Annotated in this window: 15 protein-coding genes; 11 read left to right on the top strand and 4 right to left on the bottom strand. The window is 67.2% G+C overall.

What is annotated here, in order from left to right:
* Together N7590_RS05015 and N7590_RS05020 are read right to left on the bottom strand one after the other, a co-directional pair.
* A partial coding sequence (locus tag N7590_RS05015) for a hypothetical protein (protein ID WP_279935215.1) occupies nt 1–589 on the bottom strand: 589 nt, incomplete at its 3' end.
* 110 nt (nt 590–699) lie between these two features.
* Nucleotides 700–1,719, bottom strand: coding sequence for a zinc-binding alcohol dehydrogenase family protein (locus N7590_RS05020; RefSeq protein ID WP_164088039.1), 1,020 nt, complete (start codon nt 1,717–1,719; stop codon nt 700–702).
* Nucleotides 1,720–2,076: 357 nt separating this feature from the next.
* Here N7590_RS05020 and N7590_RS05025 point away from each other — a divergent pair, with 357 nt between their 5' ends.
* The 4 genes from N7590_RS05025 to N7590_RS05040 all read left to right on the top strand — a co-directional run bounded on the left by N7590_RS05025 (nt 2,077) and on the right by N7590_RS05040 (nt 5,142).
* Nucleotides 2,077–3,165 carry an OmpA family protein gene (locus tag N7590_RS05025; protein WP_053448892.1) on the top strand — a complete coding sequence of 363 codons (1,089 nt, stop codon included), beginning with the start codon at nt 2,077–2,079 and terminating at the stop codon, nt 3,163–3,165.
* Between the two features lie 219 nt (nt 3,166–3,384).
* Nucleotides 3,385–3,891, top strand: coding sequence for a hypothetical protein (locus N7590_RS05030; protein ID WP_053510889.1), 507 nt, complete (start codon nt 3,385–3,387; stop codon nt 3,889–3,891).
* A gap of 20 nt (nt 3,892–3,911) precedes the next feature.
* Complete coding sequence (locus N7590_RS05035; RefSeq protein WP_279935216.1) at nt 3,912–4,721, top strand: pseudouridine synthase; 810 nt, start codon at nt 3,912–3,914, stop codon at nt 4,719–4,721.
* An 85-nt stretch (nt 4,722–4,806) separates the two neighbouring features.
* Nucleotides 4,807–5,142 carry a hypothetical protein gene (locus N7590_RS05040; RefSeq protein ID WP_053448895.1) on the top strand — a complete coding sequence of 112 codons (336 nt, stop codon included), beginning with the start codon at nt 4,807–4,809 and terminating at the stop codon, nt 5,140–5,142.
* Nucleotides 5,143–5,303: 161 nt separating this feature from the next.
* Here the strand turns inward: N7590_RS05040 and kbl are convergent, their stop codons facing one another.
* Nucleotides 5,304–6,512 (bottom strand): glycine C-acetyltransferase, encoded by a 1,209-nt coding sequence (kbl, locus tag N7590_RS05045; protein ID WP_008268606.1) that lies wholly within the window; start codon nt 6,510–6,512, stop codon nt 5,304–5,306.
* Nucleotides 6,513–6,709: 197 nt separating this feature from the next.
* Between kbl and N7590_RS05050 the strand changes: the two genes are divergently transcribed.
* Nucleotides 6,710–7,402, top strand: coding sequence for a TorF family putative porin (locus N7590_RS05050; RefSeq protein WP_164242999.1), 693 nt, complete (start codon nt 6,710–6,712; stop codon nt 7,400–7,402).
* A 150-nt stretch (nt 7,403–7,552) separates the two neighbouring features.
* Here N7590_RS05050 and tdh read toward each other — a convergent pair whose 3' ends face one another.
* Nucleotides 7,553–8,575 (bottom strand): L-threonine 3-dehydrogenase, encoded by a 1,023-nt coding sequence (gene tdh, locus N7590_RS05055; RefSeq protein ID WP_008267065.1) that lies wholly within the window; start codon nt 8,573–8,575, stop codon nt 7,553–7,555.
* Between the two features lie 432 nt (nt 8,576–9,007).
* On the opposite strand from tdh, the gene N7590_RS05060 reads away from it, so the two are divergent.
* From N7590_RS05060 to purF, 6 genes are all read left to right on the top strand, one after another.
* Nucleotides 9,008–11,173, top strand: a complete 2,166-nt coding sequence (locus N7590_RS05060) for a S46 family peptidase (RefSeq protein WP_053448897.1) — start codon at nt 9,008–9,010, stop codon at nt 11,171–11,173.
* A gap of 178 nt (nt 11,174–11,351) precedes the next feature.
* Entirely contained in the window at nt 11,352–11,996 is a 645-nt protein-coding gene (locus N7590_RS05065) for a histidine phosphatase family protein (protein ID WP_008268389.1), read from the top strand.
* 41 nt (nt 11,997–12,037) lie between these two features.
* Nucleotides 12,038–13,309: a bifunctional tetrahydrofolate synthase/dihydrofolate synthase gene (gene folC / locus N7590_RS05070; RefSeq protein ID WP_164241305.1), complete on the top strand. Its 1,272-nt coding sequence runs from the start codon at nt 12,038–12,040 to the stop codon at nt 13,307–13,309.
* Nucleotides 13,310–13,390: 81 nt separating this feature from the next.
* Nucleotides 13,391–14,446 (top strand): SPOR domain-containing protein, encoded by a 1,056-nt coding sequence (locus N7590_RS05075; protein ID WP_053448899.1) that lies wholly within the window; start codon nt 13,391–13,393, stop codon nt 14,444–14,446.
* Nucleotides 14,447–14,489: 43 nt separating this feature from the next.
* On the top strand, nt 14,490–15,251 hold the full coding sequence (locus N7590_RS05080) for a CvpA family protein (RefSeq protein WP_164241306.1): 762 nt from the start codon (nt 14,490–14,492) through the stop codon (nt 15,249–15,251).
* Nucleotides 15,252–15,281: 30 nt separating this feature from the next.
* Nucleotides 15,282–16,748, top strand: coding sequence for an amidophosphoribosyltransferase (purF, locus tag N7590_RS05085; protein ID WP_008265108.1), 1,467 nt, complete (start codon nt 15,282–15,284; stop codon nt 16,746–16,748).
* Nucleotides 16,749–16,751: the final 3 nt, after the last annotated feature.

Consider the following 16,751-nt stretch of genomic DNA (forward strand, 5'->3'; position numbering starts at 1 on the left):
CGGGCCGGCCGATGCCGAACCAGCCCAGCGTTACTCCGCACAGCGGACCGATCAGCAGGGCGAAGGCCAGGGTGCCGAGGCCGACGTTGCCGCCCAGCCACCAGCCCAGCAGCAGCACGCTGCCCTCGATCAGGCTGCGCACCTTCCAGATCGGCCAGCCGGTGCGGGCGTGCAGGCCGGTCATCAGGCCATCGCGCGGGCCCGGGCCGAGCTTGGCGCCGATGTACAGGCCGGTGGCAAGGGCGACCAGCAGCATGCCGGCGCAGAACATCGCCAGCTGCCAGCCGAGGCCGACGGCAGGCGGCAGCAGCCACAGCCCGAACTGCGCGGACGGGCCGATCAGCAGCACGTTGAGCACGGTGCCGACGCCCGGCTTCTGCCGCAGTGGCCACCACAGCAGCAACACCAGAGCACCGATCACGTTGGTGGCGAGGCCGAACGAAAGCGGGGTCTGTGCGGCGATACCCTGTGACAGCACGTCCCATGGCGCGACTCCGATCGCGGCACGGATCATCAATGAGGCGCCGAAGCCATACAGGAACAGGCCGACGATCAGTTGCAGCAGGCGCAGGGGCAGGGCGGTGGGCATGACGGGGCTCGGGGTGGAGGATCTGTTTCCACCGTAAGCTCGATTCAGCCGCTTCCATAGATACAGATGACGGCCAATCCGACCGCACAGGTGGATGCGCCGCGCCGGCGTCAGTCGTCCCAGCCTGCCAGCGCCAGCTTGCCCACCGTGCGGCCGCTGGCCAGGCGTTGATGCGCGCTGTCCAGGTTGGCTGCATTTATCCTGCCCAGCGTTTCGCTGAGGGTGCCGCGCAGCTGGCCGGCGTCGATCATGCTGGCCGCGCGGCTGAGAATCCGGTGCTGTTCGATGCGGTCGGCGGTGCCGAAGCGCGAGCGCGCGAACATGAATTCCCAGTGGATGCCGATGCACTTGGCCTTGTAGGGATCGCCGATGCGCAGCGCGCCGCGCGGTTCGACGATCAGGCCGACATGGCCCTGCGGTGCCAGCAGCTGGCCCAGCTCATCCCAGTAGTGGTCGGTGTCGGCCAGGTTGAGCGCGACCTGTACCGCATCGATGCCCAGCGCCTGCAACTGCGGGAGCAGCGCATGCCGATGGTCGATCACATGCTGGGCGCCCATCTGCCGGCACCAGTCAACCGAGGTTTCGCGGGACGCTGTGGCGATCACCTCGAAGCCTGCGTGGCGGGCCAGCTGGATCGCCATCGAGCCGACGCCGCCTGCGCCGCCGATCACCAGCAGGTGCTGGCCGGCATGACGGCGGTCATCCAACTGCAATGGCATGCGCTGGAACAGCAACTCCCAGGCGGTGAGCGTGGTCAGTGGCAGGGCCGCGGCTTCGGCGAAATCCAGCGTGGTCGGTTTGCGTGCGACCAGGCGTTCATCCACCCACTGGTACTGGGCGTTGCAGCCCGGGCGAGTGACATCGCCTGCGTAGTAGACCTCGTCACCGGAGGCGAACAGGCTGGCCTCGTCACCGATCGCCTCGACCACGCCGGCGGCATCCCAGCCCAGTACACGGGGCGTTGCGAGCGTGGCCGGATCGGTGGCGGCACGCTGCTTGCCGTCGACAGGGTTGACCGAGACCGCTTCGACCCGGACCAGCAGATCGCGGCCACTCGGAGGCAGCGGTGGTGGCAGGCGGACATCGCACAGGGAAGGGGCGGATTCACGACTCAGGGCGACGGCTTTCATCTCGGCTCCGGCTGGGTTCGTGGTCCCATCATAAGGTTCCTCACCTTTCCGCAAGTGCGCTGAAGGCTGTGGAGCATCGGGTTGCGCGGCATGTCGTTTTCGCCACTTAAACACCGTCAAACCCTTGCAGCGCGCGGGTCTTGCGGATTTTCATCATCCTGTATAGGGTTTCAACGTCGGACCGGTGGAGGGTCGGGCGCGATATTTCACATGTTACGGGACTGTTAACATGACCTTCACCCGCCTGAGCATAATGTTCGCGGCGGTGGCGTGCTGAATCGGCTGTCGAACATCGACGCACTAGTGCTGGCCCATGCCTCTACCGGTTTCATACCCCCGAAATAGGAGCTGTACTCAATGAACAAGAAGATCCTTACTGCCGCGCTGCTGGGTGGTCTGGCTTTCGCCCAGGCTGCGTCGGCGCAGGAGTTCGATGACCGCTGGTACCTGACCGGTTCGGCCGGCTTCAACTTCCAGGACAACGACCGTCTGACCAATGACGCTCCGTTCGTGACCCTGGGCCTGGGTAAGTTCATCAGCCCGAACTGGTCGCTGGACGGTGAGCTGAACTATCAGAACCCGAACTTCGATTCGAACAAGGACCAGAACTGGTCGCAGTACGGCGTCTCGCTGGACATGCGTCGCCACTTCATCAAGGAAGGCCGTGGCTGGAACCCGTACATCCTGGGTGGCCTGGGCTACCAGAAGTCGGAAGAGACCTACCCGCTGAGCGCCGCTGGCCCGGGCAAGCGCAAGGACGGCAACCTCGCCGCCAAGGTCGGCGTCGGCCTGCAGACCACCTTCGAGAAGCGCGTTGCCGTGCGCGCCGAAGTGGCCTACCGCGCTGACTTCGACGACCAGAGCATCGCTGCACGCGACGAAAGCTGGTTCGGTGACGTGCTGGCTTCGGTCGGCGTCGTGATCCCGCTGGGCCCGGCTCCGGTCGCGGCTGCTCCGGCTCCGGCTCCGGTTGCCCCGAGCTGCGCCGACCTGGACGACGACGGTGACGGCGTCAACAACTGCGACGACAAGTGCCCGAACTCGCAGCCGGGTCAGACCATCGGTCCGGACGGTTGCCCGGTGCCGGTCTCCATCGACCTGAAGGGCGTCAACTTCGACTTCGACAAGTCGAACCTGCGTCCGGACGCCGTGGCGATCCTGAGCGAAGCCACCGAGATCCTGAAGCGTTACCCGGATCTGCGCGTTGAAGTTGCCGGTCACACCGACTCGAAGGGTACCGACGCTTACAACCAGAAGCTGTCGGAGCGTCGCGCCACCGCCGTGTACAACTACCTGACCAAGAACGGCGTTGACGCCGGTCGCCTGGTCGGTCCGATCGGCTACGGCGAGAGCCGTCCGATTGCTCCGAACACCAACCCGGATGGTTCGGACAACCCGGAAGGTCGCGCCAAGAACCGTCGTACCGAGCTGAACGTCCAGAACTAAGTTCTGACGCTCTGCCCGTAGGACACAGCAGGACCCGGCTTCGGCCGGGTCTTGTTGTTTCTGCGGCCCGGAATTCGGCGTTTTCAACGGTATGACACGACCGTTCGTCGGTATTTTGTTCGTAGAACCAATGGGTTGCTGTATTCATTGAAAGTGGCGCTTGAAAGATGACGTGGCATTGCTAAACTCGCCGCGTCACTTCCTTCCGTGGATGTCCTCATGCTGCGCTCTGCATCGGCCGCCGTCCTGGCACTGGCCCTGGTTCCCGCCGCCCACGCTGCGGTCGATTGCTCGGTCAACACCAGCGCCGCGCCGCTGCCGTTGCCGGCCACGACCATCGCGCCGGTGGCCGACGAGCTGTACATCCGCGGCAACCAGCTGGGCATGCCCGCCGGCGTGCTGAGCGGCAACTACGATCCGTCGCAGTCGCTGGACCAGGTGCTGCAGCGACTGCGCATCGATGGCTGCCAGAACGTCGCCAAGGCCATTCCGAGCGCGCCGGCGGTGAAGCCGAACGATCCGGCCGCCTACAAGCCGCAGACCGAGTTCGACAACACGCCGTGGCGCTTCGACATGAGCCAGAACGGCAAGCGCATGACCGCCGAAGAATTCGACGCCTGGATGAAGGCGCGCGGGGTGCGCGTGGTCAAGGCGCGTCCGGCTCCGGCCGCCACCCCGGCTGCGGCCGAAGCACCGGCTGAGACCAAGCCGGTCGACAAGAAGTAAGCGCCGCGGGGAGCAGAGGCTTGCGCACGCGCCGCCCACCTGCCGCCCCCGCCGCCCGCTCCCACGCACCGCGTGGGCGTACGACGCCCGCTGCCACCGCCACCGGTGTCCGTCATGGCCTGGCGCGCGTGCTGTCCAAGGCCGGCGTGTGCTCGCGCAGCGAGGCCGCGCGCTGGATCGCCGACGGCCGCGTTCGGGTGTCCGGCCGCATCGTCCGCGATCCGGAGTTCCCGATTGGCCAGCCGGCACCGCCGATCGAGGTCGACGGCCAGCCGCTGGCAGCGCCACAACGCCTGTACCTGATGCTCAATAAGCCGCGCGGAGTGGTGACCACCGTGCAGGATGAGCGCGGCCGCGACACCGTGTATCGCTGCTTTGATGGTGCCGGCCTGCCGTGGATCGCACCGGTCGGGCGGTTGGACAAGGCCAGCGAAGGGCTGCTGTTGTTCAGCAATGATCCGCAGTGGGCCGCGCGCCTGACCGATCCGCAGACCGGACCGGTCAAGACCTACCACGTGCAGGTGGATGGCATGCCCGATGACACCACGCTGGTGGCGCTGCAGGCGGGCGTGGAGGACGAAGGCGAGTTCCTCGCTGCCCAGGCCGTGCGCGTGCTGCGCAGCGGCGACAAGACCGCATGGCTGGAGGTGGTCCTCGACGAGGGCCGCAACCGCCATATCCGCCGCCTGCTGGCGGCCTTCGACCTGCAGGTGCTGCGCCTGGTCCGGGTCGCGATCGGTGGGCTGGTGCTCGGCGATCTCGGCAAGGGCCAGTGGCGGGTTCTGGAGGTCAGCGACCAGCAGCGGCTGGAGGCCGCTGCACCGGGCTGACCATCGCCCGCGGCCGGCGGTTGCCGGCCACCGTTCCAGGCGTAGGGGGCGCCTGGTTGTTGAATTTCCCGAACGGAGCCTGCCCATGTACCACCCGACCCTCAACCAAACCCTGCGCTGCGCAGGCCTGCTGCTGCCGATGGTGCTGCTGACCGCCTGTGGTGGCCACAAGAAGGTGGCCAAGGCGGAAACGCCGGCCGAGACCCCGGTGGTGGAAGTGAAGACCCCGGAGCTGGATGGCCGCGGCAGCTACCGCTTCCTGATGAGCGACGGCGACAGGAAGATGACCGCCGACGAGTTCGATGCCTGGATGAAGGCCAACGGCATCCGCGTTGCCAAGGGCAATGGCCAGGACGCCGCCGCCAAGCCGGTGGTGGTGGCCAGCAAGGATCAGCCCAAGGACAAGAAGAAAAAGAAGTGACGCCTGCGGGTGCCGACCTTGGTCGGCACGCGGTTCATGCCCCGGTGGGTGCCGACCCTGGTCAGCACGCCCTCAAGCCCCGGTGGGTGCCGACCTTGGTCGGCACGCTCTGATTGGGTCGGAACCCTTTCCGCAGGAAAGGGATCCGACCCCGGCCATGATCAGCCCTTGATCACGCCCAGCTCGACGCCGATGCGGGTAAAGGCATCGATCGCGCGGTCCAGGTGCTCGCGGCTGTGTGCCGCACTGATCTGGGTGCGGATGCGGGCCTGGCCCTTGGGCACCACCGGGAAGAAGAAGCCGATCGCATAGATGCCTTCTTCGAGCAGGCGCTCGGCGAACTTCTGCGCCAGCGGCGCGTCGTACAGCATCACCGGGCTGATCGGATGCACGCCCGGCTTCACGTCGAAACCGGCGGCGGTCATCTTCTCGCGGAAGTAGGCGGTGTTCTCGGCCAGCGTACCGCGCAGGTCGTCAGCGGCGGCCAGCATCTCGAACGCCTTGATGCCGGCGGCGACCACGTGCGGTGGCAGCGAATTGGAGAACAGGTAGGGGCGCGAGCGCTGGCGCAGCAGTTCGATCACCTCGGCGCTGGCGCAGGTGAAGCCGCCCAGTGCGCCGCCCATGGCCTTGCCCAGGGTGCCGGTGATGATGTCGATCTTCTCCAGCACGCCCTTTACTTCGGCCGAGCCGCGGCCGGTGGCGCCGAGGAAGCCGGTGGCGTGGCATTCGTCGATGTGTACCAGCGCGTTGTACTTCTTCGCCAGCGCGGTGATCTCGTCCAGCGGCGCGATGAAGCCGTCCATCGAGAACACGCCATCGGTGGTGATCAGCTTGGTCTTGCAGCCGGCGGCATCGGCGGCCTGCAGCTGGGCTTCCAGGTCGGCCATGTCACAGTTGGCGTAACGGAAGCGCTTGGCCTTGCACAGGCGCACGCCGTCGATGATCGAAGCATGGTTCAGCGCGTCGGAGATGATCGCGTCGTTCTCGCCCAGCAGCGGTTCGAACAGGCCACCGTTGGCGTCGAAGCAGGCGGCATAGAGGATCGTGTCCTGCTTGCCGAAGAAGTCGGCGATCTGCTTCTCCAGCTGCTTGTGCAGATCCTGGGTGCCACAGATGAAGCGCACCGAGGCCATGCCGAAGCCGTGGGTATCCAATGCGTCCTTGGCGGCCTGGATCAGGTCCGGATGGTCGGCCAGGCCCAGGTAGTTGTTGGCACAGAAGTTCAGCACCTTGCGGCCGTCGTCGAGGGTGATCTCGGCCGACTGCGGGCTGGTGATGATTCGCTCGGACTTGAACAGGCCCTGGGCGCGGATGGCGTCCAGTTCCTCGGCGTAGTGGCGGGTCAGGGCGGAGGAGGCGTCGGTCATGGCGTGGGCACGGCTCAGCACGGGAAACCGCTGATTCTACCGGGCAACGATGGCCATCGACCGGGCCGGGCGGGGCACCGCCATGGCTGGCACATGTTGCATCGCAATAGCAAACGGGTTAAAAATTCGTGAACCACGCCTGTCTGGCGCCGGTTGCCCGCTCCCCCTTCCCGCCCCCGCCACCCTCGGAGACGCCCATGAAGCACGCCCGTGCCTGCCTCGCCATTGCCGCCGCCCTGACCCTCGCGCCGTTCGCTGCCAGCGCCCAGGACAACGAATCGCCCTACAGCTGGAATGTCACTGCGGTGTCGGACTACCTGTTCCGCGGTGTGTCGCAGACCGACGAAAAGCCGACCCTGCAGGCGGGCTTCACCTACACCTCGCCGGTCGGCCTGTACGCCGGTGTCTGGGGTTCGGGCGTGGACTTCGGACCGGGCGACCCGAACACCGAGATCGACTATCAGATCGGCTACGGCGTGGACGTCACCCCGCGCGTCAACTTCGACGTGCTGCTGAACCGCTACACCTACCTCGGTGCCAGCAGCCAGAACTACAACGAGCTGGTCACCACCACCACGCTGGACGAGACCTACAAGCTGATCGTGGCCTACACCAATGACCAGTGGAACAGCGGTACCGACGGCTGGTACTACGGCGTCGGCGGCCAGTGGGGCCTGCCGCAGGACTTCACGCTGAACGCCAACGTCGGCCGCAGCAGCTTCGAGAAGGACCTGGCCAAGGACTACACCGACTGGAACGTCGGCGTCAGCCGCAAGTTCGGCCTGTTCGATGTCGGCCTGGGCTACTACGGCACCGACGGCAATGGACGCGACAACTCCGGCAAGCTCGCACACAGCCGCGTGCTGCTGACCGTGGCCATCGGCAAGTAACGCCGCAGGCGTTACCGGTAGTGCCGGCCGCTGGCCGGCAACACCAAAGAAAAAGGCGCCCATCGGGCGCCTTTTTCAGTTTCAGGGGGTGCCGAGCAAGCTCGGCACCCACCACAAGCTCGGCACCCACCCATCGCGCGCGGCGAAGGGTCAATTCCAGCTCAACACGACCTTGCCGGCCTTGCCTTGTTCCATCAGGTCGAAGCCCTTCTGGAAGTCGTCGATCGGCAGCTGGTGGGTCATCACCTTGCCGAGCGGGAAGCCGGACAGCACCAGCTGGGTCATCTTGTACCAGGTCTCGTACATCTTGCGGCCGTAGATGCCCTGCACGGTCAGGCCCTTGAAGATGATCTTGTCCCAGTCGCAGCCGGCGCCCTTGGGCATGATGCCGAGCATGGCGATCTTGCCGCCGTGGTACATGCAGTCGAGCATGTCGTTGAACGCACGCGGATTGCCGCTCATTTCCAGGCCCACGTCGAAGCCCTCCATGTGCAGCTCCTTCATCACGTCCTTCAGCGACTGGTTGGCGACGTTGACCACGCGCGTCGCGCCCATGTCGGCGGCCAGCTTCAGGCGGAAGTCATTGACGTCGGTCACCACCACGTTGCGTGCACCGATGTGCTTGCAGATGCCGGCGGCGATGATGCCGATCGGGCCTGCGCCGGTGATCAGCACGTCCTCGCCGATCACGTTGAATTCCAGTGCGCAGTGCGCGGCGTTGCCGTAAGGGTCGAAGAACGCGGCCAGTTCCGACGGGATCTGGTCGGGGATCGGCCACAGGTTGCTGGCCGGCATCACCATGTATTCGGCGAAGGCGCCGTTGACGTTGACGCCGATGCCGACGGTGTTCGGGCACAGGTGCGGACGGCCGCCACGGCAGTTGCGGCAGTGGCCGCAGACGATGTGGCCTTCGGCTGAGACGCGCTGGCCGATCTCATAGCCGGTCACCGCCGAGCCGAGCGCGGCGATGCGGCCGACGAACTCGTGGCCGATGGTCAGGCCCGGCTTGATGGTGCGCTGGCTCCACTCGTCCCACAGGTAGATGTGCAGGTCGGTACCGCAGATCGCGGTCTTCTCCAGCTTGATCAGGACCTCGTTCGGGCCCGGGGTCGGCACCGGAACCTCTTCCAGCCAGATGCCCTTGGCCGCTTCGCGCTTGACCAGGGCCTTCATCGTTTGCTGCGCCATCGGGGTGGAACTCGTCAGGGGGAAAGCGCGGATTATAGGGCGCCGCGCGGATTTCCCATGTTGCGCTGCGGGTGCAGTGGCGGAACGAAAGGCGTGCGCCGGGGGGCATTTCGAACGTACTGCGAACAGCGGCGCCGCTTCGCTCGCCGGGCATGGCTCGGCGCTACCGTCCGAGGCCAGGGGACTGTGGGGAGGCGAGAGGCCAGGCCGATGCAGGACCGTGAGCGCCATGGATGGCGCGACCGAGCCCCCATGGATGGGTTTACGGCGTGTCCTGCATCGGCCTGGCCTCTCGCCTCTGACCGATCGCAATGGAGACGCTGAACGGTGGAAGCACCTGATTGCATGACTTCCGGGGTTCGGGGCGGGGCAGGGTGGCGGGCTACAATCGAGGGTTCCACTACCAGGGGCCGCTCCATGCGCTCGAACCTGCTTGCATTCTCCATCGTCGCCAGCCTTGGGCTGGTCCAGGTCGCCCATGCCGCTGAAGGCATGTGGGTACCGCAGCAGCTGCCGGAAATCGCCGGCCCGCTGCAGAAGGCCGGCCTGAAGCTGTCCCCGGAGCAGCTGTCCAACCTCACCGGCGACCCGATGGGCGCCGTGGTCGCGCTTGGCGGCTGCACCGCCAGCTTCGTTTCGCCGCAGGGCCTGGTGGTCACCAACCACCACTGTGCCTACGGCGCGATCCAGCTGAATTCGACCGCCGAGAAGAACCTGATCAAGGACGGCTTCAACGCCCCGAAGCACAGCGATGAGCTGAGTGCCGGCCCGAACGCCCGTGTCTACGTGCTCGACCAGATCACCGACGTCACCGCCCAGGCGAAGGCCGCCATTGCCGCTGCCGGCAACGATCCGCTGGCCCGCAGCCGCGCGCTGGACGCCTTCGACAAGGCCCAGGTCGCCGCCTGTGAAGCCGAGGAAGGCTTCCGCTGCCGCCTGTACACCTTCTCCGGCGGCAACACCTACCGCCTGTTCCGCAACATGGAAATCAAGGACGTGCGCCTGGTCTACGCACCCCCGGGCAGCGTCGGCAAGTACGGCGGCGACGTCGACAACTGGATGTGGCCGCGCCACACCGGCGACTTCTCGTTCTACCGCGCCTACGTCGGCAAGGACGGCAAGCCGGCGGCGTTCTCGGCCGACAACGTGCCGTACCAGCCCAAGCACTTCCTGAAGTTCACCGACCAGCCGCTGGGCGCCGGCGACTTCGTGATGGTGGCCGGCTATCCGGGCCGCACCAACCGCTACGCGCTGGCCGGTGAATTCAACGAAACCGCCAGCTGGACCTACCCGACCATCGCCAGGCACTACAACGCGGTGCTGAAGATGATCGACGAGGCCGGCAAGGCCGACGCCGACGTCAAGGTGAAGTACGCCGCCACCGCGGCCAGCATGAACAACGTGGCCAAGAACTATGCCGGCCAGCTGGAAGGCTTCAAGCGCATCGACGCCGCTGGCCAGAAGCAGGCTGAAGAAGCCGCCGTGCTGGCCTGGCTGAAGAAGCAGGGCGCCGCCGGCAAGCCGGCCCTGGCCGCACACGCGCAGCTGATCAAGCACCTGGACGCCAGCAAGGCGACCCGCGAGCGTGACCTGTTCGTCGGCCAGTTCAACAACACCTCGGCGGTCAGCGCCGCCATCGGCCTGTACCGCCTGTCGATCGAGCGCACCAAGCCGGATGCCGAGCGTGAAGTCGGCTACCAGCAGCGCGACCTGCCGACCCTGGAAGGTGGCCTGAAGCAGATGGATCGCCGCTATGTGGCGAAGATGGACCAGCAGCTGCAGACCTACTGGCTGGACCAGTACGTCGCCCTGCCGGCCGCGCAGCGCAACAACGATGTGCTGAACACCTGGCTGGGCGGCAGCGATGCCAACGCGGTCAAGGCGCTGGTGGGCAAGCTGTCGGGCACCGAGCTGGGCAGCCTGGACGCGCGCCTGAAGTGGTTCAAGGCCGACCGCGCCGCGTTTGAAGCCAGCACCGATCCGGCCATCCAGTACGCGGTGGCGATCATGCCGTCGCTGCTGAAGCAGGAAGAGCAGAAGAAGATCCGCGAAGGCGAGTCGTTGACCGCGCGCCCGCTGTACCTGCAGGCACTGGCCGACTACAAGAAGAGCCAGGGCGAGTTCGTGTACCCGGATGCCAACCTGTCGCTGCGCATCACCTTCGGCAACGTGATGGGCTATGAGCCCAAGGACGGCGTGGCCTACACCCCGTTCACCACGCTGGAGGGCATCGTCGCCAAGGACACCGGCGTGGATCCGTTTGATGCGCCCAAGGCCCTGCTCGACGCGGTCAAGGCCAAGCGCTACGGCGGCCTGGAAGACAAGCGCGTCGGCTCGGTGCCGGTGAACTTCCTGTCCAACCTGGACATCACCGGCGGCAACTCCGGCTCGCCGGTGCTGGATGCGAATGGCAAGCTGGTCGGCCTGGCCTTCGACGGCAACTGGGAATCGGTCAGCTCCAACTGGGTGTTCGATCCGGTGATGACCCGCATGATCGCGGTCGACAGCCGCTACATGCAGTGGATCATGCAGGAAGTGGCGCCGGCACCGGAGCTGCTGAAGGAACTGAACCTGGCGAAGTAAGCCGGTTGCGGTAGTGCCGGCCGCTGGCCGGCAGATCCCAAAGCCCCGCGACCCACGTCGCGGGGTTTTTTCATGCCTGGCCCGGCCCGGTGCGCCGAACGGGTATCATCCGTGTTCCGCGTACTTCACAGGATGTGAACGAAACGCGGAACCTCCTCCCCCAGGACCCCTTGCACGCATGCGCATCCTGCTTGCCCGCCACGGCGAAACGCCGTGGAACGCCGAAGGCCGCTACCAGGGCCAGATCGACATCCCGCTTTCGCCGATCGGTGAAGCCCAGGCCCAGGCACTGGGTGCCCGCCTGGCCTCGGTGGACATTACCCGTGCCGTCGCCTCACCGCTGTCGCGCGCGCAGCGCACCGCGCAGCTGGCGCTTGGCGCTGCCCGCGCCGACATGCTGCTGACCGAGCCGGAGCTGCAGGAAATCGCCCACGGCGAATGGGAAGGGCTGCTGGCCAGCGAGATCCACGAGAAGGACCCCTCGCGCCTGCAGGCCTGGCGCGAGGAGCCGGACACCGTGCTGATGCCCGGCGGCGAATCGCTGCGGCTGGTGCTGGAACGCAGCTGGCGTGGCCTGGCGCGTGCCACCGAAGGTCTCGGTGAGCACGACACCCTGCTGGTGGTCGCCCATGACGCAGTCAATCGGGTGATCCTGTGCAAGGTGCTGGGCCTGCCGATCTCCCGCCTGTGGACCTTCCGCCAGGCCCCGACCACGCTCAACCTGCTTGAAGGCGCCGACCTGGACAGCCTGGAAGTGGTGCGCCTGAACGACTGCGCCCACCACACGCCGTTCTTCGGCGAAGCCAAGCACCGCGCCCTCTGATCCATCCCTTCGCATCAACTGCTTCTGCTGGAACCGCTGCCGTGACGAACACCCCGACCACCCTGGCCGACTGGCTGGACTACATTGAACGCCAGCACCCGGCGACCATCGACATGGGCCTGGAGCGCGTGCGCGCCGTGGCCACGGCAATGGGACTGGACGTGCCGGCCAAGCGCACCATCGTGGTCGGTGGCACCAATGGCAAGGGTTCCACCGTGGCCTTCATCGAAGCCATCGCGCGTGCCGCCGGCTGGAAGGTCGGCGCGTACACCTCGCCGCACCTGCTGCGCTACAACGAGCGCGTGCGCATCGACGGCCAGGACGTGGACGATGCGGCGCTGGTCGCCGCGTTCAACGCCATTGAAGCGGCGCGCGGCGACATCACGCTGACCTATTTCGAGTACGGCACGCTGGCCGCACTGCGGCTGTTCGCCGATGCCGGGCTGGATCTGGCGGTGCTGGAAGTGGGCCTGGGTGGCCGTCTCGATGCGGTCAACATCGTCGATGCCGATGTCGCGGTGATCACCACCGTCGACATCGACCATGCCGAGTGGCTGGGCGAGGATCGCGAAGCGATCGGCACCGAGAAGGCCGGCATCATCCGCGGTTGGAAGCCGGTGATCCTGGGCGAGACCGACCCGCCGTCGAGCGTGCTCGCACGTGCCTATCTGGTCGGTGCCAATGCAATCCGCGGCGGCAGCGACTACTTCTACGAGCCGATCGATGCCCAGCGCTGGCGCTGGCGTGATGTCGGCATGCGCATGGAACTGCCGACCCCGGCCCTGGCCGGCCCGATCCAGCTTGCCAATGCCGGTGCCGCCATCGCCGCGCTGCGCGCGCTGGACAGGCCGGTGCCGCGTGCCGCCTGGGCCGCCGGTATCGCCGCGGCGCGCATCGCGGGCCGGATGCAGGCGTTCGAGCGTGATGGCGTGCAGATCCGGGTCGATGTCGGCCACAACCCGCAGGCCGCGGGCCAGCTGGCGCGCGCATTGAAGGCCGAAGTGGTGCCCGGGCGCACCCTGGCGGTATACGCCGCGCTGCAGGACAAGGACGCAGTGGGCGTGGTGCAGGCCCTGCAGGACGTGGTGGGCGAGTGGACCCTGGCCGGGCTCGATGGCCCGCGTGGGCAGGATGCTACCCAGCTGCAGGCACGCCTGGCCGGTACCGTGGCCGCCTCGGCAGCACTGGCCGGCAGCGTCGAGCAGGCGCTGGCACAGGTGCTGGCGCAGGCCGGGCGCGGCGACCGCGTGCTGGTGTTCGGCTCGTTCCATACCGCTGCGGCCGCCCTGCACTGGTTGAGCGGCGAAGCCTGATCTGCGTTCAGCCAACGCCGACGCCGTCCGGTCCGGCACCCGTATAATCGATGGCAACCTCCGGACAGTTGCCTGCCTCACGTGGATACGCCCCTGAAACAGCGTCTGATTGGTGCCATCGTGCTGGTGGCGCTGGCCGTGATTTTCCTGCCGATGCTGGTCAAGGGGCCGGCACCTGACAGTGGTGTCGCCAATGTGCCGATCGCCGCACCCAATGCGCCGGCCGATGGCCAGTTCGAAACCCGCGAGCTGCCGCTGGTCGCGCCGGCAGGCGGCGCCACCGGGCTGCAGACCGGCCAGGCCAGGCCGGTGCAGGAGGCTGCAACGCCTGCCTCACCGCCGACCGTGGACACCTCGCCGGCGGTTGCCGCCGGCAACTATGCGGTCACCTTCGGCGCTTACGGCAGCAAGGCCGACGCCGATGCGGTGATTGCCTACCTGAAGCGCTCGCAGCTGCCGGGCTTCGCCGAGACGGCCACCATCAACGGCCGCCAGGCGTGGCGCGTGCGCGTCGGGCCGTATGCGGACCGCGCCCAGGCCGAGGCCGCGCGCCTGCAGGCGGTGAAGATCCGCGCCGACGTGAAGGCCGAAGTCATTGCCCTGGATGCGCCTGCGGCCAACAGTGCCGCCGTTGCCGCGACTACGGCCCCGGCTGCGTCCAGCGCCAGCACACCGGCTGCAGCCACTGCACCGTCGGCCAGTAGCAATCCGGTGCGCAGTGAAAGCCTGCCGCCGAGCACGCCGACGGCCACCACCACTCCGGCAACGAGGCCGGAACCGCCGAAGCCGGCGCCGAAGCCCGAGGCGGCGAAGCCGGAAGCCAAACCCGAGCCGAAGCCCGATGCGACGGCCAGCAAGCCGGCGACGGCCCCGGCGACGCCGGCGGCACCGGCCGCCAGCGGCGTCGGCTTTGCCGTGCAGCTGGGCGCGTTCGGCCAGGCCAACGATGCCAACGCGCTGCGCGACAAGGTCCGCGCCGCCGGCTTCAGTGCCTTCGTCGAGCAGGTGCGCACCGAAAAGGGCACCCTGCACCGCGTCCGCGTCGGGCCGGTGGCCAACCGCGCCGATGCGGAGCAGCTCAAGGCCCAGGTCGCCGCCAAGGTCGGCGTGGCCGGCATGGTCCGACCGCACCCGTGACCGCGCGCGTCGCCCGCTGCAGCCACCGGCAGGAGCGGGCGGCGTGATCGATATCGTGCTGGGCGTGCTGATCGGCGCCTCCGTACTGTTCGGTTTCATCCGCGGCTTTGTCGGCACGGTGGTCGCGCTGGTGTCATGGTTGCTGGCCGGCTGGATGGCCTTCACCTTCGGCAATCAAGCCTCGCACTGGTGGGCGGCCCCCCATGCACCGGGTACCGGCCACTATCTGGCCGGATACCTGGGCGTGTTCGTTGTGACCGTGGTGGTGGTGGGGGTGATCGGCCTGCTGCTGAAGGCCGCCATCAAGCTGACCCTGCTCGGCGGCGTCGACCGCCTGCTCGGCGGTACCCTGGGCCTGGTCCGCGGGCTGTTCCTGTCCAGTGTCCTGTTGCTGCTGGCCGGTTTCACGGCGCTGCCGGGCGAACCGGCCTGGCAGCAGTCGCAGCTGCGGCCCGTGCTGCAGCCGGCCGTGGCCTGGATGCAGGCCCAGCTGCCGCAACTGGACGAACTGTTGCCGCAGGCCCTGCCACTGGACGGCCTGTTGCCTGTGCAGCTGCCCTTGCCCCTGGCCGAGAATGCCCCATCTACACCGCAGGTGTTGGGCAAGCCGACGGCGACAGGCGATAATGGTGTCCTCAACGCGGTAGTGGCGGGTGGCGGATGGCCGCAGCCCGTGGACGTGGAGCGGGAGCCCCGGCCGGCCCCCACACTGCCCAGCAACATCGAGCCGGCGCCTGCGCGTCCGGCGCGGCCCGCGCCTGCTGCGGGCGCCCCCCCAGGCCAGGTACGGCCACCTTCCCTGTAACTGGGCACAGCCCAGCGGAGACCTCGCACCATGTGTGGCATCGTCGGAATCGTCGGCAACCAGAACGTCGCCGGGCAGTTGTATGACGGCTTGACCGTCCTCCAGCACCGTGGCCAGGACGCGGCGGGTATCGCCACCGCCAGCGGCAGCCGCCTGCGCGTGCAGAAGGCCACCGGCCTGGTCCGCGATGTATTCGATGCGCGCACCATGTCGACCCTGGAAGGCAGTGTCGGCATCGCCCATGTGCGTTATCCCACCGCTGGTTCGGAAGGCATGGACGAGGCACAGCCGTTCTACGTCAATTCGCCCTACGGCATTGCGCTGGCCCACAACGGCAACCTGATCAATACCGAAGCGCTGCGCCAGCAGGTGTTCGAGCAGGACCGCCGCAACGTCAACACCGATTCGGACAGCGAAGTGCTGCTGAACGTGTTCGCCTTCGAACTGGATGCGCAGCGTCAGCTCAGCCCGGAAGCCGCGATCCGTGCAGTGGCCGGCGTGCACCGCCGCTGCAAGGGCGGCTACGCGGTGGTCAGCGTGGTGCTCGGCCTGGGCCTGGTCGCCTTCCGTGACCCGCATGGCATCCGCCCGCTGGTGCTGGGCAAGCGCAGCCACGCCGAGGGCGATGAGTACATCGTCGCCTCCGAGTCAGCGGCGCTGGACGTGCTGGGCTTCCAGCGCGTGCGTGACGTGCAGCCGGGCGAGGCGCTGGTGATCACCGCGCGCGGCGAGCTGTTCTCGGAGATCTGTGCCGAGCCGGCCGAGCACACCCCGTGCATCTTCGAATACGTGTATTTCGCGCGTCCGGATTCGATGATCGACAACGTCTCGGTGCACAAGGCGCGCATGCGCATGGGCATCAAGCTGGGCGAGAAGATCCTGCGCCTGCGCCCGGACCACGACATCGACACCATCATCCCGATCCCGGATACCTCGCGCGATGCGGCGCTGGAGATCTCCAACGTGCTCGGGGTGAAGTACCGCGAAGGCTTCATCAAGAACCGCTACATCGGCCGCACCTTCATCATGCCGGGGCAGGGCGAGCGGGTGAAGTCGGTGCGCCGCAAGCTCAACCCGATCCACCTGGAGTTCCGCAACCGTGTGGTGCTGCTGGTGGACGACTCGATCGTGCGCGGCACCACCAGCCAGCAGATCGTGCAGATGGCCCGCGATGCGGGTGCACGCAAGGTCTATCTGGCCAGCGCGGCGCCGCCGGTGCGCTTCCCGAACATCTACGGCATCGACATGCCGGCCGCCGAAGAACTGGTCGCGCACAACCGCACGGTGGAAGAAATCGAAGCCCACCTGGGCTGCGACTGGCTGATCTACCAGGATCTGGAAGACATGGAAGCGGCGGTGAGCGAGGGCAACCCGGCACTGCGCAACTTCGATTCGTCCTGCTTCAACGGCCATTACCCGACCGGTATCGAACCGGGCTATTTCGAGCGCATCCAGCAGCTGCGTTCGGACGACGCCAAGCACAAGCGTCGCGCCTGAGGC

It is taken from the genome of Stenotrophomonas sp. GD04024 (assembly GCF_029837545.1).
GTDB lineage: Bacteria > Pseudomonadota > Gammaproteobacteria > Xanthomonadales > Xanthomonadaceae > Stenotrophomonas > Stenotrophomonas forensis.